The sequence below is a fragment of the Shewanella indica genome (assembly GCF_002836975.1).
Taxonomy (GTDB): Bacteria; Pseudomonadota; Gammaproteobacteria; order Enterobacterales; family Shewanellaceae; genus Shewanella; species Shewanella indica.
The window spans coordinates 19,048-37,380 of the sequence record NZ_NIJK01000024.1 but is presented as its reverse complement, the minus strand read 5'-3'; the positions used below and the strand labels follow the sequence as shown (position 1 = coordinate 37,380).

Sequence of the window (18,333 nt, the reverse complement as noted above, 5' to 3'; positions counted from 1 at the left end):
CGTGCGTTAAAAATGAGTAAAAACAAGTATCCCATTAAGCCTAAGAAAAATGCCGTTCACACTAAGTGAACGGCATTAGCCGATTGGCGGTTTTTTAAATAATGTCACAGGGGTTTCAACCCCAATACCTGTTGCATGTCGTAGAGCCCGGCATCTTGTTCCTGCAACCAAAGTGCCGCACGCATGGCACCGTTGGCAAAGGTCAATCGGCTGGAAGCCTTGTGGGTGATCTCCAAACGCTCGCCCATATCGGCAAACATGGCGGTATGCTCACCCACCAAGTCGCCCGCCCTGATAGTGGCAAAACCTATGGTGTCGCGCTCACGCTCGCCGGTGATCCCTTCGCGGCCATAGACGGCGACTTTTTCCAGATCCCGCCCCAGTGTGTTGGCAATCACTTCCCCCATCTTCAAGGCGGTACCTGAAGGTGCATCCTTCTTGTGCCTGTGATGGCCTTCGATGATCTCTATGTCGGTATAATCACCCATGACTTCCGCCGCCAATTCCAGCAGCTTCCACATCAAGTTAACCCCAACCGACATATTGGGTGCCAATACCACTGGGATCTGCTCGGCAAAGGCCTCAATCTGCGCCTTTTGCGCCGAATTGAAACCTGTAGTGCCTATCACTATCGCCTTATGATGGCGGGCGCACCAATCCAGATTGCTGAGGGTGCCTTCCGGGCTGGTGAAATCCACCAGCACATCGAAGTCATCAGCAACCTGATCCAGGCTATCGCAGACCCGGACATGAAGACAACCGACCCCGGCCAACTCTCCGGCATCGACTCCCACCAGAGTCGAGCCAGCGCGCTCGATGGCCGCGCCCAGAATGATCCGGCTGGAATGCGCGGCCGCTTCTATCAAGGTACGCCCCATACGGCCGCTGCTTCCGGCAACCGCAACTCTGACATGTCCACTCATAACTTTCTCCACATACAGGCTAAAAAAATCGCCTGAGTCAGACTCAAGCGATTTTGGTATTACAGAATGTCCAGCAGTTCCACTTCAAAGACCAGAGTGGAATAAGGCGGGATAGCCGCCCCGGCACCGCGCTCGCCGTAGGCCAGGTGATGCGGTACATACAGCTTGTACTTGGCGCCAACCGGCATCAGTTGCAGCGCTTCGGTCCAACCGGCAATCACGCCGGAAACCGGGAATTCGGCAGGCTGACCACGGGTTACTGAACTGTCGAATACTTTACCGTCGATAAAGGTACCGTGATAGTGAGTACGAACGTTGGAATCATAGCTTGGCTTCTCGCCTGAGCCTTCGTTGATGATTTCGTACTGCAGACCTGATTCGGTAGTCACCACACCTTCACGTTTGGCGTTTTCGGCCAGGAAAGCATTACCTTCGGCAGAAGCGGCTTCGGCAGCCTCTTCCTGCGCCTTTTGCAAGCGACGGCTGATTTCAGAGAAAGCAACCTGCATATCTTCCATGGAAACAACACTCTCTTTGCCGTCAAATGCATCGGCCAGACCGGCTTGAACGGCTGGAATATCCAGACCTTCGAAAGAGTTTGCGGCCAGTTGCTCACCCAACTGGCGGCCTACGCCGTAGCTGGCTTGTTGTTCAACACTGGTGAACTTATCAGACATAATCAGTTTACTCTCAGTTTATCTGTGAATTTTTCGCGGCACAGTGTAACACTTATCCGGGTTCAAGTGTTGCGCTTATTCGTATCCTTACGCTTTGTTCATTCGCCGAGTCTCAAGCCAAAATGGACAGAAGGCCGAGCCTCAAGCCGACTTTGTTAACCTCATTTTTGGCAAGAGCTAAATTTACCCTTGCTCGCCTGATAGAGCGGCATCATCTGCGCTTGTAAATCACGCAACTGGGCAATGCGGTTCTCATTGGATGGATGAGTCGACAACAGCTCCAGCCCCTGACCGCCCCCCGCCTTGGCCATGTTTTGCCATAAGGTCACCCCGGCTCCAGGATCGAAGCCGGCCCTGGCCATCAGCTCCAGCCCCATCACATCGGCCTCGGATTCCTGCGCCCGGCCATAGGGTAAGATATAGCCCACCTGCACCCCAAGCCCCAGGGCCGCCATGTAAAGATCGGCATTGGCTACTTGCCCCATCCCCAACGCCGTACCGGCCAACTGCATACCGGTATTGCTGAGTTGGGCCCGTGAGGCCTGTTCATTACCGTGCTGCGCCAACACATGCGCTATCTCATGGCCGATTACCGTTGCCAGTTGGTCTTCATTGTTGGCCACCTTAAGAAGCCCGGTATAGACACCGATATGACCACCAGGCAAGGCAAAGGCGTTGACCTGATCCGACTCAAACAGTACCCATTGCCAATGTTGTTGCGGCAATAAAGAGGTAATACGCTGCGCCACACAGGCAACATAGGCACTGGCGGCCTTGTCCTGGCTCTGCTTCTCTTTTGCTTTTATCTGCTCGAAAGAGGCGGTACCCATCTGGTTTATCTGCTCGGGCGAAAACAGTAACATCTGCGAGCGCCCGGTGGGCGACTGAGTAGTGGAGCAGCCTGAAAGAGCTCCCACAAAGAGTATGGCAAGTAGGCCGAAAATTCGGTTATTCATCTTTTATCTTCCGGTGATAAAGTTTCCCTGGATTTTACCTGAGTGTCACACGCAAGCACAGCTTGTCGTATCGCCAATGATCCCGCCGGCCAAAAGCCAGCTGCGCGTACAGCCAAGGCTTGAAAAAAGTTGACCTCTGGCTTGTCAGGCACGACACTGATTGAGATACATGGATACGGCAAACGCCGTTATCCACTTATAAGTTACTCTTTACCAAACGTCTTTTTATAGGTTCCAACTCATACAATGCTTGAAGAATTAGCCTTGGGGGGATTGCTGTTCAGTCCTTTGGTTCTCTTCGCACCTCTTGCGCTCGCACTCTGGTTTCTGACCAGACTGGTTCTTCACTGGACCGGACTGTACACAAAAATCTGGCGAGTGGTCTGGTTCGAAGTCGCCCTGTTCGTGTGCTATCTGGCACTGATTATCTACCTGTTTGAGAGTTGACACTTATCATGGCAAAAGTACTGCGCATCTCCATTACCTTGCTTCTCGTGCTGGCTGCCTTAGTGGCCGGATATTGGATTTGGAATCACTACCTCTATTCCCCCTGGACCCGTGATGGCCGGGTGCGGGCCGAAGTCATTACCCTCTCGGCCGATGTCTCAGGCTGGGTCACTCAACTGAATGTTAAAGATAACCAACAAGTCAAACGTGGCGATCTGCTGTTTAAGGTGGACGATACCCGTTATCAAGCCGCCAGTACCGAATTGGCCGCCGAGCTGGAAAACAAGCTACATGCATGGGAACTGGCCAAGCACAAATATGAACGGCGCAAGAATCTCACCGGCCGCGAGGTGATCAGTGAAGAGGATTTGGAAACTGCACGGATCAACACAGAGTTGGCCAAAGCCAGCTACAACTTGGCAAAGGCCAGACTCGACAGCAGCAAAATAGATCTGCAGCGCACTCAGGTTCACTCCCCCGCCGATGGCACCATAATCAACCTCAGCCTGCGTCGGGGCAACTATGTTAACCAGGGCAAGGCGGTATTATCTCTGGTTAAACAAGGCTCTTTCTATGTCACAGGTTACTTTGAAGAAACCAAGCTGCCATTAATAAAGGTAGGCCAAAAGGCCAAAATCAGCCTAATGAGCGGTGGCGAGCCGCTCAGGGGCGAAGTGATCAGCATAGGCAAAGCAATTGCCGATACCAATACCAATGCCAATGGTCAACTGTTGCCGCAAATTCAACAGAGCTTCAACTGGGTCAGGTTAGCGCAGAGGATCCCTGTGGATATCAAGCTGGACCCGGCTTCGGAACAACATGAACTCAGCGCCGGATTGACGGTTTCCATCCAACTGCAAGCCGAAAAATAATATGCCCCTATCTCCCACGCTGGCGGTATTTCTGACCCCGGACAAGCGCACGCTAATCTTCGCCACCAAAGGGGTGATTGCCATGGCACTGGCATTGACGGCGGCGCTCTATCTGGACTTGGAGCGCCCCTACTGGGCGCTGGTATCGGCAATATTCCTGCAGATGCGCCCCGAAAGTGGCCTGGTGCTGGAAAAAGGTCTTTGCCAGATAATAGGCACCCTGGTAGGCGGGGTTGCCGGCATAGCTATTCTCAGCATTTTTTACGGTGCCCCCGAACTGGCCATGCTCACCCTGGCGCTGTGGTTGGGGCTCAACTCTGCATTGTCGGCCATGGTACGCCATATCAACTTTGTCTACGCCTTTGCCATGGCGGGGATCACCCCCTGCCTTATTGTGCTCTTGGTGATGGTAAGCCCAGCTACAGCAAACAGTGAAACCATCTTCGCCGTCGCCCACTCCAGGGTCAGCGAAATTATAGTCGGTGCCATCTGTGCCACTCTGGTGAGCCAGTTGCTGTGGCCAGTCAGAGTCACCGAAGGGCTACAAAAACAAACCCGTAAAATAGTCAACCAAACCCTGGAATACCTCACACTGGAGCTGGATCTCAACGGCTCCCATGAAAATCGCCATAATCAGATAGACGCGATTCTCGAATCACTGGCAGCAGCCAGCGACGATGCCAACGCTCTCAGCTACGAGGGTCCGGAAGGCCCGGGACGCAGTCGTGCGGCCAATTTGTTATTCAACAAGGTGTTATCATTGCTCGCCGTGATCCAGATATTCGGCCGTTTGCAGCGTAACCACGAAGAGTTGATGACAAGCACTCTCTCAGGGCTAATCCGTACCCTAAAAAGCAACTTCAAGGCGATGTCCGAGTCGGACGATTTCCAATTCTGTTATGAATTGGCACACAGGCAAAGGCGCGAAATCATCCACTTTCGCAACACTCATACCTGTATCAGCCCACTGGAATCGCGGCTGCTGAAAACCGCCTCGGAGCTGGCCAGCGATTTGGTGCTGGTGCTGCGGGCATTCAAGGCATTGGAGTCACCGGATAAAACGCTGCTCAATGCTCCCGCGATGCAGACCCACAGAGATCCCCTACTGGGGCTTATCACGGGTGTCAGAACCATGCTGATTTTCCTGATAGGTGCCGGGATGTGGATTGGCACCGCTTCCAGTGCGGCCCTGATGATAATGACTATGCCGGTGATCTTCTCCATCATGATGGCCAGACTGCCCTTACCCCTTTTGAGCATGATCCTGCGGCGACTACTGATAGGAGTAATGATAGCCATTCCTGTCGCAATATTTTACGCCCTCGGACTACTGGCCCAAAGCAGCGGCGATATTGAGATCATGTTGTTGGTATTGGCAGGCCCCTTCTTTATTGGCCTGATGGCCCTGGCCAATCAGGCCACCCTGCCCTACGGCCTTGGATTTTGCATCCCATTTGCTATTTTGGTCAGCCCCGGCAAAGACATGAGCCAGGCTTTTGCCGTAGACAACACCCTGAGCAAGGCGATGGCCATCTTTGTCGGCGTCAGCATCCTCTATTGGCTGTTTAAGCTGGTGACTGAGCCCGGGGTCAAAATGATGCAGCAACGCCTACTCAACGCCACCCGCAAAGATCTGATTGAGATGGTCAAACAGGACAAGCCTGAAGACTGGTTTAATGCCCGTATGGCTGATCGCTTGCTGCGCTTGGCCAATTATGAACGCAGCAGCCAGAGCAGCAACCGAACCCTGACCGACTTAGGCCTCACCGGCCTTAACCTGGGCCATGTATCAATGCGTCTGCGCCGCCTGCTGGCCAGCATCAGCGACAGCCAACTCGACGAACTACTGCAAGACTGGCAACTGGCGCTCGCCAACGCCTTTATCTTCTGTTCCCGCGGCGAAAACCCACCTGATTTCCGTAGCAGTTGCGAACGCCTTTTAGCCCGGCTGCAAACCGATGGTTTGACACAGGAGCAACTGGAAATGGTTCAGGGGATGTTTGAGCGCCTGATAATGACCTTTGAGCGCAGCTCCGCCATGATAAGCAATGCCAATGCACCCGTAACCCAAGCTGAGTCTGCGCCAAAGCAAGGGCAAGAGTCTGCTTCCGAACAAAAGCCTTAGGCAAAGACCTGAAGCTCAGCGCCAAAAGTCATCCAACCCGATAAAAACTTGCAAACTACTTGACCGCTCAAGCAAATAGGCTAATACTTGCACAATCAAGTATTGATAAAGCATTGGTCAAGTTAATTTCGTTTCCAGAGGTTTCACAGATGACACAACCCATAACGACAAGCATTGTGCTTGCTATAACCGAGATGCACAGTCAACTGCAACGCAGTCTGGCAGGCAGGTTGTCGCTGCACGGTATCAGCTTCAGCGAGTTTTTGGTACTGAGACAATTGGCAAAGGCCGAGGGCAATAAACTCAGAAGGATCGACCTGGCCCAGGGTGCCGGGCTCAGCGCTTCGGGGATCACCCGCCTGCTTAACCCAATGGAAAAAATTGGTCTGGTAGAAAAGGAAACCGCCAGCCGTGATGCCAGAGTCAGCCTGGTAGCCCTGACACCGGCGGGCACTAAGATTTTTACTGAGGCCGAGGTATCATTTCAGCAAGTCGCCGATGAGTTTATGTCACGCTTGAGTGAGCAAGAGCAACAACTGTGGCTAAGCCTGCTCCATAAGCTGGGTGCCTGAATATCAGGGCTCTGAATACCAGACAGTAACTCTGAACATTGCTATTCTAAAAGTGCTTAAATCCGCGGCCGGAAACCGCAGCAACAGCATAAGTATCGAGTGCGACATTCACGCCAGCTCAAGTATGACCCCAAAAAAAACCGATGCCTTGAGCATCGGTTTTTTGTTTCGGTAGAGCGCCGGTTAGCTATTCAAATCCTGAAAGAACTTTTTCACTCCATCGAAGAAGCCTTCAGCCTTGGGGCTATGTTTCTTGGATGCGCCGGTGACTGAAGTTTCAAATTCACGCAGCAGCTCTTTCTGACGCTCGGACAAGTTCACCGGCGTTTCCATCACCACTTTGCAAAGCAGATCGCCAACCGCGTGACTGCGCACCGACTTAACCCCTTTGCCGCGCATGCGGAACATGCGGCCGGTCTGGGTTTCCGCCGGGATCTTCAGGTTGACCTTACCATCCAGTGTCGGCACTTCCACTTCACCGCCGAGGGCGGCCTTGGCGAAGGATATCGGCACTTCACAATAAAGGTTATTGCCGTCACGGACAAAGATCGGGTGCTCGCGCACAGTAACCTGTACATAGAGATCCCCCGCCGGGGCTCCGAATTCACCGGCTTCACCTTCACCGGCCAGGCGGATACGGTCGCCGGTATCGACACCGGCCGGAATTTTCACCGACAGTGTCTTGCTCTTTTCTATGCGGCCATCACCGTGACACTTGCTGCAAGGTTCTTTGATGATCTTGCCGCGACCATGACAGGTAGGACAAGGTTGCTGCACAGCAAAAAAACCCTGACGCATCTGTACCTGACCGGCACCATGACAGGTACCACAAGTGGTTGCCGAGGTACCCTTCTTCGCGCCGCTGCCATCACAGAGATCACAGCTAACCAAGGTTGGGATCCTAAGCTCACGGGTAATACCACGCACCGCTTCTTCCAGCGACAGTTCCAGGTTGTAACGCAGATCTGAACCACGGGCAGCTTGACGATGCCCGCCGCGACGACCACCACCGAAGATATCCCCGAACACGTCACCAAAGATATCACCGAAATCAGCGCCGCCACCAAAACCACCACCGCCACGGTTAGGGTCAACCCCGGCATGACCAAACTGATCATAGGCAGCTTTTTTGTCTTCGTCGGTCAGGATCTCATAGGCTTCTTTGACTTCTTTAAAGCTGGCCTCGGCCGCCTTATCGCCCGGATTGCGGTCAGGGTGATACTTCATCGCCAGGCGCTTATAGGCCTTCTTGATCTCCCGCTCGCTGGCGTCGCGACCGACGCCCAATACTTCGTAATAATCTCGCTTTGACATAATCTCACGCTTTCCAAGCTGGATTCACACAAGCGGGCGTTAGGGTTGCCCCGTAACGCCCGCCGGAATTAATCGAGTGTTACCACCCAATTACTTCTTGTCGTCTTTAACCTCTTCGAACTCGGCATCGACAACGTCATCGGCCTGGGCATTGCTGCTCTGGGCTTCGCCTTGACCTTGGCCTTGTTGTGCCTTGGCCTGAGCGATTTCCATCAGCTTGGCAGAAGCTTCTATCAGCTCTTGAGTCGCCTTCTCGATAGCTTCTTTGTCGTTACCCTTGGTGGCAGTTTCTACAGCAGCCATAGCGGTTTCGATCTTGGCCTTGTCGTCTGCTGCCAGAGCGTCACCGGCTTCTTCCACCTGTTTCTTGGTGGCGTGTACCAGACCGTCAGCCTGGTTGCGGGCGCTGACCAGTTCTTCAAATTTCTTGTCTTCCTCGGCATGAGCCTCGGCGTCGCGAACCATTTTCTCGACTTCATCATCAGACAGACCGGAAGAGGCCTTGATGGTGATGTTCTGCTCTTTGCCTGTCTTCTTGTCTTTGGCAGACACGTGCAGAATACCGTCGGCGTCGATGTCGAAAGTCACTTCAATCTGTGGCATGCCGCGTGGAGCTGGCTCAATACCTTCCAGGTTGAACTGACCCAGTGACTTGTTGGCGCTGGCTTGCTTACGCTCACCCTGCAGCACATGAATGGTCACTGCGCTCTGGTTGTCGTCTGCTGTAGAGAAGGTCTGCTGCGCCTTGGTAGGAATAGTGGTGTTCTTCTCAATCAGCTTGGTCATTACGCTGCCCATGGTTTCAATACCCAGGGACAGAGGAGTTACGTCCAGCAGCAATACGTCTTTCACGTCACCGGCCAGTACACCACCTTGAATCGCAGCACCTACGGCTACCGCTTCATCAGGGTTCACGTCTTTACGTGGTTCCTTGCCGAAGAAGTTGGTTACCGCTTCCTGAACCTTAGGCATACGGGTTTGACCGCCCACCAGGATCACTTCGTTGATGTCAGACACTGACAGGTCGGCATCGGCCAGAGCCACTTTCAGAGGCTCCAGTGAGCGTTGGATCAGGTCTTCAACCAGAGATTCCAGTTTGGCACGGGTGATCTTAACCACCAAGTGCTTGGGACCTGTCGCATCAGCAGTGATGTAAGGCAGGTTCACCTCGGTCTGAGTGGTGCTGGACAGCTCAATCTTGGCCTTCTCGGCAGCTTCTTTCAGACGCTGCATAGCCAGAGGGTCGTTACGCAGATCCAGACCTTGCTCTTTCTTGAATTCGTCAGCCAGGTAGTTGATCAGACGGTTGTCGAAGTCTTCACCACCCAGGTGAGTATCACCGTTGGTTGCCAGTACTTCGAAAGTCTGGTCGCCGTCGTTGCTGTCGATTTCGATGATGGAGATATCGAAAGTACCACCACCCAGGTCATATACAGCAACAATGTTGTCGCCCTGCTTCTTGTCGATACCATAGGCCAGTGCCGCAGCAGTTGGCTCGTTGATGATACGTTTTACTTCCAGACCCGCGATACGGCCGGCATCTTTGGTGGCCTGACGCTGAGAATCGTTGAAGTAAGCAGGTACTGTGATTACCGCTTCAGTCACTGGCTCACCCAGGAAGTCTTCAGCAGTTTTCTTCATCTTTTTCAATACTTCGGCAGACACCTGAGGAGGTGCCATCTTCTTGCCATGGCTTTCAATCCAAGCATCGCCGTTGTCGGCCTTGATGATCTTGAAAGGCATGATGCTGACGTCGCGCTGAACTTCATCGTCAGTGAAGCGACGGCCAATCAAACGCTTGATGGCAAAGAAAGTGTTGGCAGGGTTAGTCACAGCCTGACGCTTTGCAGGTGAACCTACCAGAGTCTCGTCTTCAGTGAAGGCGATGATAGAAGGTGTTGTGCGATCGCCTTCGGCATTCTCCAATACGCGAGCCTTGTCACCATCGAGGACAGCTACACAAGAGTTTGTTGTGCCTAAGTCGATACCAATAATTTTACCCATGAGGTCCTCCGAAAAATCTTTTCTTTCGAACTGAATATGTTTATCTGATTTCAGATATGGGGGGTAAACTCGCTGTTTTCAAGCCCGTTGTAGATGGCCCCCAATCTTGCCTTACCCCCTATATAGGGGCGTAAAACTGCTTTACAAGGGCCAGGAAGAAAAAAATAGATTTTTTTGTACAATCTTTTTACGCATCGTCGGTGCCGGAGATCTTTTTTTGTTTAGCAGTACTGAATAAAATAGTGTCGATTGCGACCGTGGCAGAACCAGCCATAAAACAAGAGTAGAAACAGAGACCTCTAAAGTGAAAAAATCCCAGCTGGCCCTGATCTACGGAATGGCCGCCGTATTCCTCTGGTCCACTGTTGCGACCGCCTTTAAAATCGCCCTCGGCTTTTTCTCGCCGTTGCAACTGGTGTTTATTGCCGTTATCACTTCATCCATCTGTCTGGGGCTTATTCTTGCCTGGCAGGGGAAACTCACATTATTAAAGCAGCAGTTTCGCGCCCGGCCCTGGTTTTATCTGCAAACCGGAATACTGAATCCATTTCTATATTATCTGGTGCTGTTCAAAGCCTATGATCTCTTGCCGGCGCAGCAGGCGCTGTCGCTGAACTACACCTGGGCGGTACTGTTGCCACTGCTTGCCGCCCCCATGTTGCAGCAAAAGCTGCAACTCAGCGACATGCTGGCGGCCATCACCGGCTACTTTGGAGTACTGGTGATAGCCACCGGCGGTAATCTGTTATCGATGGACTTTGAAAACCCCTTCGGTATTCTGCTGGCACTCTCCAGTACCCTGCTATGGTGCCTATATTGGATCATCAACACCAAAGACAAGGGCGATGCCATTGTCAGCCTATTGCTGAGTTTTTTGGTGAGTCTACCGCTGATAACCATCACCCTGCTGACAACAGAAAGTCTGCCCTCTTTGCATTGGCAAGCGCTGGGAGCCGGTGTCTATGTGGGGCTATTTGAAATGGGCGTCACCTTTGTGCTCTGGCTAATGGCACTGAGAACCACAGAGCGGGCAGCCAGCATCACCAATCTGGTGTTTCTGACGCCACTCATGTCCATGGTGTTTATTGCGCTGATATTGAAAGAAGCCATCACTCTGGCGACTCTGGTCGGTATGGGACTTATCCTGTCAGCCCTCTTGATACAGAAAGTGCTGAAACCCAAGGCACCGAAAATGAAGGTAGTGTGATACGCCATATTCAGCCATTATTTAAGGGCAACGAAGATTCTCGGCCTTATCTGTGCAACTCGTCTAATGTTGGAAATTGATGATGGCCCAATACCCAGGAACCGCCTCATACAGTAAGCGTCGGGTAAACTGGCACATAAAGGTAATGCCGTAGAAGGAGCTTTTTAGCCTCACAATCCGTTACCCCAAGAACCGATAGCCGATTGAATTTCTGTAAACTAATCCAAACTGTCAATTTAGAAAGCCAAATCCAATTGCTGTAGAGTTTCCTCTGCCGATGAGTGGCTGTCATCCTGGCTAACCAGGCCGACAGCGACCCCCAGCAGGCGGATGCCACGGCCGTTGGCTCTTTGCAATGCCTGGGTCAGCAAGTCATCCAGCAAACGCACAGATAACTCTCTCGAGCGGGTTTCTATAGTGGTCTGTTTAAAGTCACTGAACTTGAGTTTGACCACCAGCTTTTGAATTTGCCTGTCTTTGGCTCCGCGCTCCAAACGGCGGGCCAACTCCTGCACCAACTGTGGCATTACCTGACGACACTGAGCCAGGGTATGGATATCCTCTGCCAGCGTGGTCTCTACCCCAACCGATTTACGTTCTCGGTTAATGGTCAACTCCCGTTCGTCTATCCCCTGAGCCCTTTCATAAAGTAAGCTTCCAAACTTCCCAAACCTCTGTTGCAATATGGCCAAAGGCACCTTCTGTACATCCGCACAGGTATGCAGCCCCATTTCGGCCAGTTTCTGAGCGGTGACCTTACCGACTCCGGGGATCTTGATAAGCGGCAGTTTTTTTACAAACTCAGGCAGCGCCTGTGGCGTGACCACATACTGGCCGTTGGGCTTATTGAGATCTGAGGCCACCTTGGCGAGAAACTTGACCGGAGCGATACCCGCAGAAGCCGTAAGGCCTGTTTCCGCCAGGATATCGGCGCGAATAGCCTCGGCAATTAGGGTGGCCGAACCTTGGTATAACGAGCTATCGGATACATCCAGATAGGCTTCATCCAGCGACAGAGGTTCAATCAGTGAGGTATAGCGGGCAAAAATGGCCCGGATCTCTGCCGAGACCTCCTTATAGACAGACATGCGCCCGGGGATCAGCAGCAGATCCGGGCAAAGCTTTAACGCATAGGCCGAGGCCATGGCAGAACGAACACCGAATTTACGCGCCTCATAATTGCAGGTGCTTATCACCCCGCGTCTGTCACTGCTGCCACCTACGGCCAGAGGTCGGCCACGATATTCTGGAAAATCACGCATCTCCACTGCGGCAAAATAGCAGTCCATGTCGATATGTATGATCTTTCTCAAGCTTGCTTTCCGGATCTCAAAGGGCTCGGTCGAGCCGGACACAAACAGAGTACTGTATATAAACACAGTTAACAAGCCAGGATAACGTAAAGGTATTTCAATCGGGAGCAAAAAAGGAGAGCCTGGGCTCTCCTTTATGGATTTAAAGCTCGTCTTAATCTATGCGGAACTGACCTATGTTGCGCCCCAGAGCCGTGGCCAACTGTTGAAATGCCCGCATCTTTTGTGACAATTCTTCGCTGGCGCTCAGGGATTCATCGGAGCGGCCACGAACATTTTCAATATTGCAGGCCACTTCTTCGGCCACCACAGCCTGCTGGCCTATAGCCGCTGTGATCTCCATGGTTTGCAACTGGATGGCATCCACTGCCGCGGTGATTTCTGTCAATGCTCGCTCCACTTCCAGAGTCAGGCTTTGGCCCTGGTTGGCCTCCCTGACTCCGGCTTCCATCACCTGTTCGGCTTGCTGTGCCTGTTGCTGCAGAGTCTGGATAATGTCCTGAATATTGGTCGTCGAGTCCTGGGTGCGGGATGCCAGGGTGCGCACCTCATCGGCAACAACCGCAAAGCCCCTTCCCTGCTCCCCGGCGCGGGCCGCTTCAATGGCGGCGTTGAGTGCCAGCAGATTGGTTTGCTCGGCAATGGCGCGGATCACACTGAGCACCTCGCCTATCTCCTCCGAGCTGCTTCTGAGCGCCCGAATAACCCCGGCAGCCTGGTTGACCTGTGTGGAAAGTGAGTGCATTCCCTGACTGGCCTGCTGCACCACATCTGCGCCGTTTCTGGACTGCAACAGTGCCGTCTCGGCAAACTCGGCGGCTCGTTGGGCGCTGGTCGCCATCTCCTGGCTTGTGTGGGCCATTTCGGTAGCAGCTGTAGCCACCGAGGCAATTTCCTGTTTCTGGGCACTGACAGAGGCCAGTGCGTTGTCACACACCTCAGCCGCGGCGGCAACCCCATTATCCACCCGACCACTGAGCTCACGGGTTTCCAGCAACAGACTCTGCACCTTGGCGGCAAAACGATTGAATGCTGCGCCAAGACGCCCAAGTTCATCGGTGCGGTTGATTTCAATGCGGCGTGACAAGTCGCCCTCACCCTCGGCGATATCTTCCATGGTGTGCAGCAGGCTATTGAGATTACGCCGAAACGGCAGCATCATCAGGAAAACGGTTAACGCCACCAGTAAAATAATCCCCACTGAAACCAGGCTGGTTTGCCAAAGGCTTTGCTTCACAGGAGCCTGAAACACTTCATTGGGCAACATAAACCCCAAATACCAGCGCACCTTGGGATAATCACCGCGAATGGCAATATAGCTCACTCGCTGCAATTCTCCCTGATAAGTGACTTCGGCAATACCGGCATCCCGGGTTTGCATTTCACGTTTCAGTTCACTAAAGCCCTGATTGTCACCGCTGAGATTGTCAATAACGGCCGCATCAGAGCCGGCGGGGAACGCTTGATTAAAACCCGGGAAGTACACCAACTTTCCCTGCTCCGTCATCAAAAATGCCTGGCCTTCGCCCCGATATTTGATTGGCGCCAGCAGGTTTTTACCTATGGTATCGATGAGAATATCCATACCGCCTATGCCTATCAGGCGACCATTGGCATCCTTGACTACTGTCTTGACTGTGGCCGAGATTGAGCCGTCGTTGGCATCCACAGCCGGGTCGCCGACAAACAAACCATTTTTGTCTATCGCCTCCTGCCACCAGGGACGTTTGTTGGTGTAGTAGTCGGGATCGCCATCGTAACGACCATTGAGATCAAAGTACTCGAAGGTATTGGCCGAGCCGAAGAACACCGACTTGATCTCCTTGTCCTGCTCGGAGAAAAAGTGAAAGTAATCCACCAGCTGTTGATAGCCGGGATCGAGACTGAGATCTGAGCCACGGCTATGGTATGTGGCAAACCAGTTATTGATGGCAGGGTTAGCAAAGACAGAGTGAATAATCTGCCCCTTGGCGTAGAAGTAGTTGCCGATTTCATTGGCCTTGAGGGTGATCAGCGCCGATATATCCTGATCTATACGGGCACGGGTATCGTCGCTGCTGCTCTTAACCATCACAGCCGCCACGATAGACAACAACAGCGCCAGGGCACCGGCGATAGCCAATACAAGTTGCAAACTGAGGGAACGTCTTATCTGCTCCATTGCGAGTCCTATTTGTTATATTTTTATTTAAGGAAACCTGCAATGTATCAGAATCTGTTAACAAGTTTGACTATTAAATGGCAAGAAACAATATAATTTTCTATGTAAACAATCCACTGCACCAAACCGAAGCGATTCAGTATCTTATTACCAACTTAAGTGCATTCAACCAACACCAGATAGCAAAAGAGCCGCAATAGCGGCTCCTGTCGTAGCGGCTTTGATACCGTTACATCTTGGACTGGATGTAATTCTGAAGCCCAACCTTGCCAATAAGGCCCAGTTGCTTCTCCAGCCAATACATGTGGTCGTCTTCGGTTTCTTCCAGTAATAGCTCCAATAACTCCCGGCTCTGATAGTCCTTGAGTTGCTCACACAAGGTAATGGCTTCTCTCAGGTTGGCAGCAACCTTGTATTCATATTGCAAGTCGTTGTGGAGCATCTCCTGCACATTCTTGCCTATGGTGAGGGCGTCGCGACTGGCAACATCCGGAGTACCTTCCAGAAACAGGATCCGCGCAATCAACTTGGCGGCATGCTCTCTTTCATCGTCCGACTCATGCTTGATCCGCTCATAGAGCTCATTCAGCCCCCAGTCTTCATACATATGGGCATGTACGAAATACTGATCCATTGCCGACAGTTCCCCGATCAGCAGCTTATTGAGCACATCTATGACTTGCTGATGGCCTTTCATATCTGTCTCCTTATTCTGTCTCAATCTGTGATTGCAGATAGTTAGCCAGTCCGGTCAGGCCTATCAGCTCAAACTGAGCTTCCAGCCAATCCAGATGTTCCTCTTCATCTTCCAGCAGATCCTCAAGGATATCGCGACTGACATAATCACGCTCAGCCTCACACAAGGCAATGGCATCACGCAGCACTGTCAGTTGTTCTTCCAGCATCTGTTTGTCACAGGCCAGCATCTCTTCGCTGTGTTCACCTATGCGCAGCTTGTCCAGCTGTTGCAAGTTGGGCAGACCTTCGAGAAACAACACCCGCTCAATAAGCTTGTCGGCGTGTTTCATATCCTGAATCGATTTTTTGTAGGCTTTATGGTTGAGTCCTTCCAGGCCCCAGTTCTTGAACATGCGGGCATGAAGGAAGTACTGATTGATGGCTGTCAGCTCACAGGTCAACACCTTGTTGAGCTGGGAAACCACTTTGGGATGACCTTTCATTGTCTCGTCCTTTAGCTTTGATTAAACTTGATCCAAGTCAAGTTTTTCCAGCCTAGCCTAAAGTAGGAGGCATTACAAATTAACTTTTAATTTCACAAACTTACAAAAGGAAACTATTATCATTTTGACTAAGATTAGCAAGAAAGTTTTGTGCTCAAGTGATTAAAAAAGCTCAATATCATCCTCAATTTGTGGTCCTTCTAGCTTGCCTTCCGCCAGCAGTTGCCCGTAAAACGCTACTTGGTTACGGCCATTGCCTTTAACAAAATACAGTGCATTGTCAGCCTGATTGAGCAAAGTGCCGGGATCAACCCGGGGATCGATTCCCACAATTCCCATAGAGATGCGGATCCCGCCTAAACGCTCCTGCTGCAATTGAGCCAAATTCTGGGTGAACTCCTGACACAATTCGATAAGCGCTCTGCGGCTTCGCGGTGAAGGTAAGATAACAAACTCATCACCGCCGAAACGAAACATAAGATCCTGAGCACTGAACACCTGTTTCATCAGCGCCGAAACCTGCAACAAAACTTCATCGCCATAGAGGTGACCAAAGGTATCGTTGATTTTTTTGAAGTAATCTATATCGAAGATGCAGATCCACAACTTGAGCTCCTCGTCGGCATCCTGACTTGCCTGCGCTTGCTCCTGCAGGAGGTCGCAGGCAATCTCCACCGAGCTGTAAAGCTGTGGCAAAAAGGCCTTGCGGTTTAATAAATTGGTCAGGCTGTCGGTTTCACTCTCCACCACTATGTGAAAATAGTTCTCATAGACCTTGGCGAAACCTCTGAGTAGAACCCTGTCTTGCTCAGTCAATAAAGGCGCGCTGACCAAGAGCACCTTGGTGAGTTTGTCATTGATGATAATAGGAACGGCCAACTCCTGATGCAAACCGTTGGAAAAACAGATCTCCCTTCGTTGTTCGATACAGAGTTTGACCGACACCGCCAAGCTGGCGCTACTGACATTGCGCTGGCCATCCAGGCCCCCTTTACGCTTGGTGAGCTTATCCACATCCAGGATACACACCTCATCTATACTGAGCATTTGCGATACTGTGGACACCAGGCTCTCGGCCAGTGAATCCAACTGCCGCTGCTCGGTCAGTTGTACCACAGAATCGAGAATAGCTTCCGGTTCCCGGTTCATCGGCATATCTCCTCTACAGAGCGCTTGTCCATGCCACAGAGTGTAGTACAAGAGAAATTGACGAGAACGATGGACGAAGAAAAGGCCTCCGAAGAGGCCCTTTTTCAAATAATTCTATCTTTGGTTAAACGCTCGCGCCGGGCTTCTTCTGCCGCTTCACGGGCCTTGCGTTTATCACATGGCTCATCACAATCACAGGCTTTTTCTATGCCCAAGACCCCGAGGCCACCACAGCTACCCTGCACCGCCTTGCGCTTGATTAAATAGCCCACAGACATCAGCAGGAAAAATGCCAGCAGTATCACAAAGGCTGCAATAAAAGTACTCATAAAGGCTCCAATTACTCTAATCGACGAAGGCTTTAAACGCAGAGCTATAGTATACCTTAAACCCTTCGTCCTGTTTTTCAATCAGCATGATGGCCAGCTTTTCCTTTTCGGCCAGGGCCAGTGAGGCTTCTGTGCCCATCACCATCATGGCAGTGGCGAAACCATCGGCCGTCATACACTGAGGGTGCAACACAGTGACAGAGGCCAGTCTGTGCTCTACCGGAAAGCCGCTGCGGGGGTCAATAATATGAGTAAAGCGCTGTCCGTCTTCCTCATAATAGTTGCGATAATCACCCGAGGTCGCCATGGCCATGGTGCCCGGCTCTATCACCTGTTGCACGGCCAGGCCATTATCCGCCGGCTGCTCTATCGCCACCCGCCAGGGTTTGCCATCGCCTTTGCTTCCCTTGACGCTGATCTCACCGCCAATCTCCACCAGATAACCTTTGGGCTGATATTTATCCAGCAAACGAGCCACTTTATCGACCCCAAACCCTTTGGCTATGGATGACAAGTCCACATAGACGCTGGACTGAGTCTTGCTGAGCCGGTCCCCTTCTATCTGAATGGCATCTATGCCCATTCTTGCCTTGGCGTTGGCTATCTGCTCGGCAGAAGGCACTTCCAAAGGCCGCTTATCCGGGCCAAACCCCCACAGGTTGACCAAGGGTCCCAGGGTAATATCGAGCGCGCCGTCAGTGAGCTGATATAGTCTAATTCCTTCACGAATATTGGTAATGGTATCGGCGGAAACGGCCTGGCTTTGGCCTGGCTTGAGCTGATTGAAACGTGAAAGCTCGGAGTCGGGCCTGTAGGTCGACATCTGGTCGTTCACCTGCTCCAGCGCCATATCGATTTCAGCCTGTAACAACTGAGCATCCGGCAAGCGCTCACTGTTGACCACCTTAATGTGATAGGTGGTGCCCATGGTGCTGCCGGAGAGTGCAATCACATCATCCTGACTACTGCACCCAGAAACAAAAAAGGCCAATCCTATGAGGACCAGCCAATTTGCCAGCGTTGTAAACTTAGCGGTCTTGAACTGCATACTATGAATTTCCCTTACAAACTGGCACTGCCAAAAGGCAGTGCCAGGGAATGAA

At 52.0% G+C, this 18,333-nt stretch carries 17 protein-coding genes; 5 read left to right on the top strand and 12 right to left on the bottom strand.

Annotated elements, in window-relative coordinates:
• Window positions 1-104: 104 nt before the first annotated feature.
• The 3 genes from dapB to CX650_RS05895 form a co-directional block, all read right to left on the bottom strand.
• Complete coding sequence (dapB, locus tag CX650_RS05905) at window positions 105-923, bottom strand: 4-hydroxy-tetrahydrodipicolinate reductase (RefSeq protein WP_101095270.1); 819 nt, start codon at window positions 921-923, stop codon at window positions 105-107.
• Between the two features lie 59 nt (window positions 924-982).
• Window positions 983-1,600: a BamJ family beta-barrel-assembly machinery protein gene (locus CX650_RS05900; RefSeq protein WP_039033627.1), complete on the bottom strand. Its 618-nt coding sequence runs from the start codon at window positions 1,598-1,600 to the stop codon at window positions 983-985.
• Between the two features lie 161 nt (window positions 1,601-1,761).
• Window positions 1,762-2,556 carry a M48 family metallopeptidase gene (locus CX650_RS05895; protein ID WP_101095269.1) on the bottom strand — a complete coding sequence of 265 codons (795 nt, stop codon included), beginning with the start codon at window positions 2,554-2,556 and terminating at the stop codon, window positions 1,762-1,764.
• A 246-nt stretch (window positions 2,557-2,802) separates the two neighbouring features.
• Here CX650_RS05895 and CX650_RS05890 point away from each other — a divergent pair, with 246 nt between their 5' ends.
• The 4 genes from CX650_RS05890 to CX650_RS05875 all read left to right on the top strand — a co-directional run bounded on the left by CX650_RS05890 (window position 2,803) and on the right by CX650_RS05875 (window position 6,572).
• A complete protein-coding gene (locus CX650_RS05890) occupies window positions 2,803-3,003 on the top strand; it encodes a DUF1656 domain-containing protein (RefSeq protein WP_101095268.1) in 201 nt (66 codons plus the stop codon).
• Between the two features lie 8 nt (window positions 3,004-3,011).
• Entirely contained in the window at window positions 3,012-3,875 is an 864-nt protein-coding gene (locus tag CX650_RS05885) for an efflux RND transporter periplasmic adaptor subunit (protein WP_101054045.1), read from the top strand.
• 1 nt (window position 3,876) lies between these two features.
• On the top strand, window positions 3,877-6,000 hold the full coding sequence (locus tag CX650_RS05880) for an FUSC family protein (RefSeq protein ID WP_101095267.1): 2,124 nt from the start codon (window positions 3,877-3,879) through the stop codon (window positions 5,998-6,000).
• A 149-nt stretch (window positions 6,001-6,149) separates the two neighbouring features.
• On the top strand, window positions 6,150-6,572 hold the full coding sequence (locus CX650_RS05875) for a MarR family winged helix-turn-helix transcriptional regulator (protein ID WP_071475605.1): 423 nt from the start codon (window positions 6,150-6,152) through the stop codon (window positions 6,570-6,572).
• A gap of 183 nt (window positions 6,573-6,755) precedes the next feature.
• Here the strand turns inward: CX650_RS05875 and dnaJ are convergent, their stop codons facing one another.
• Both dnaJ and dnaK read right to left on the bottom strand, forming a co-directional pair.
• Complete coding sequence (gene dnaJ, locus CX650_RS05865) at window positions 6,756-7,886, bottom strand: molecular chaperone DnaJ (RefSeq protein WP_039033623.1); 1,131 nt, start codon at window positions 7,884-7,886, stop codon at window positions 6,756-6,758.
• A gap of 90 nt (window positions 7,887-7,976) precedes the next feature.
• A complete protein-coding gene (dnaK, locus tag CX650_RS05860; RefSeq protein WP_039033622.1) occupies window positions 7,977-9,890 on the bottom strand; it encodes a molecular chaperone DnaK in 1,914 nt (637 codons plus the stop codon).
• 304 nt (window positions 9,891-10,194) lie between these two features.
• Here dnaK and CX650_RS05855 point away from each other — a divergent pair, with 304 nt between their 5' ends.
• Window positions 10,195-11,097 (top strand): DMT family transporter, encoded by a 903-nt coding sequence (locus CX650_RS05855; protein ID WP_071475606.1) that lies wholly within the window; start codon window positions 10,195-10,197, stop codon window positions 11,095-11,097.
• A gap of 236 nt (window positions 11,098-11,333) precedes the next feature.
• Here the strand turns inward: CX650_RS05855 and dinB are convergent, their stop codons facing one another.
• From dinB to CX650_RS05820, 7 genes are all read right to left on the bottom strand, one after another.
• Window positions 11,334-12,410 (bottom strand): DNA polymerase IV, encoded by a 1,077-nt coding sequence (dinB, locus tag CX650_RS05850; protein WP_101095273.1) that lies wholly within the window; start codon window positions 12,408-12,410, stop codon window positions 11,334-11,336.
• A 154-nt stretch (window positions 12,411-12,564) separates the two neighbouring features.
• The gene (locus CX650_RS05845) at window positions 12,565-14,571 is read right to left on the bottom strand and encodes a methyl-accepting chemotaxis protein (protein ID WP_101095265.1); all 2,007 of its coding nucleotides are present in this window, start codon (window positions 14,569-14,571) and stop codon (window positions 12,565-12,567) included.
• 229 nt (window positions 14,572-14,800) lie between these two features.
• Window positions 14,801-15,268, bottom strand: coding sequence for a bacterioferritin (gene bfr / locus CX650_RS05840; protein ID WP_101095264.1), 468 nt, complete (start codon window positions 15,266-15,268; stop codon window positions 14,801-14,803).
• A 10-nt stretch (window positions 15,269-15,278) separates the two neighbouring features.
• Window positions 15,279-15,752: a bacterioferritin gene (bfr, locus tag CX650_RS05835; RefSeq protein ID WP_039033618.1), complete on the bottom strand. Its 474-nt coding sequence runs from the start codon at window positions 15,750-15,752 to the stop codon at window positions 15,279-15,281.
• Between the two features lie 162 nt (window positions 15,753-15,914).
• Window positions 15,915-16,901, bottom strand: coding sequence for a GGDEF domain-containing protein (locus CX650_RS05830; protein WP_157822998.1), 987 nt, complete (start codon window positions 16,899-16,901; stop codon window positions 15,915-15,917).
• A gap of 104 nt (window positions 16,902-17,005) precedes the next feature.
• A complete protein-coding gene (nqrM, locus tag CX650_RS05825) occupies window positions 17,006-17,230 on the bottom strand; it encodes a (Na+)-NQR maturation NqrM (RefSeq protein WP_025011868.1) in 225 nt (74 codons plus the stop codon).
• 16 nt (window positions 17,231-17,246) lie between these two features.
• Complete coding sequence (locus CX650_RS05820) at window positions 17,247-18,278, bottom strand: FAD:protein FMN transferase (RefSeq protein ID WP_101095262.1); 1,032 nt, start codon at window positions 18,276-18,278, stop codon at window positions 17,247-17,249.
• Window positions 18,279-18,333: the final 55 nt, after the last annotated feature.

Bases quoted from the DNA above. Each gene is read 5' to 3' on its own strand.
- dapB (WP_101095270.1), bottom strand. From the start codon at position 923: ATGAGTGGACATGTCAGAGTTGCGGTTGCCGGAAGCAGCGGCCGTATG.
- CX650_RS05900 (WP_039033627.1), bottom strand. From the start codon at position 1,600: ATGTCTGATAAGTTCACCAGTGTTGAACAACAAGCCAGCTACGGCGTA.
- CX650_RS05895 (WP_101095269.1), bottom strand. From the start codon at position 2,556: ATGAATAACCGAATTTTCGGCCTACTTGCCATACTCTTTGTGGGAGCT.
- CX650_RS05890 (WP_101095268.1), top strand. From the start codon at position 2,803: ATGCTTGAAGAATTAGCCTTGGGGGGATTGCTGTTCAGTCCTTTGGTT.
- CX650_RS05885 (WP_101054045.1), top strand. From the start codon at position 3,012: ATGGCAAAAGTACTGCGCATCTCCATTACCTTGCTTCTCGTGCTGGCT.
- CX650_RS05880 (WP_101095267.1), top strand. From the start codon at position 3,877: ATGCCCCTATCTCCCACGCTGGCGGTATTTCTGACCCCGGACAAGCGC.
- CX650_RS05875 (WP_071475605.1), top strand. From the start codon at position 6,150: ATGACACAACCCATAACGACAAGCATTGTGCTTGCTATAACCGAGATG.
- dnaJ (WP_039033623.1), bottom strand. From the start codon at position 7,886: ATGTCAAAGCGAGATTATTACGAAGTATTGGGCGTCGGTCGCGACGCC.
- dnaK (WP_039033622.1), bottom strand. From the start codon at position 9,890: ATGGGTAAAATTATTGGTATCGACTTAGGCACAACAAACTCTTGTGTA.
- CX650_RS05845 (WP_101095265.1), bottom strand. From the start codon at position 14,571: ATGGAGCAGATAAGACGTTCCCTCAGTTTGCAACTTGTATTGGCTATC.
- bfr (WP_101095264.1), bottom strand. From the start codon at position 15,268: ATGAAAGGCCATCAGCAAGTCATAGATGTGCTCAATAAGCTGCTGATC.
- bfr (WP_039033618.1), bottom strand. From the start codon at position 15,752: ATGAAAGGTCATCCCAAAGTGGTTTCCCAGCTCAACAAGGTGTTGACC.
- CX650_RS05830 (WP_157822998.1), bottom strand. From the start codon at position 16,901: ATGAACCGGGAACCGGAAGCTATTCTCGATTCTGTGGTACAACTGACC.
- nqrM (WP_025011868.1), bottom strand. From the start codon at position 17,230: ATGAGTACTTTTATTGCAGCCTTTGTGATACTGCTGGCATTTTTCCTG.
- CX650_RS05820 (WP_101095262.1), bottom strand. From the start codon at position 18,278: ATGCAGTTCAAGACCGCTAAGTTTACAACGCTGGCAAATTGGCTGGTC.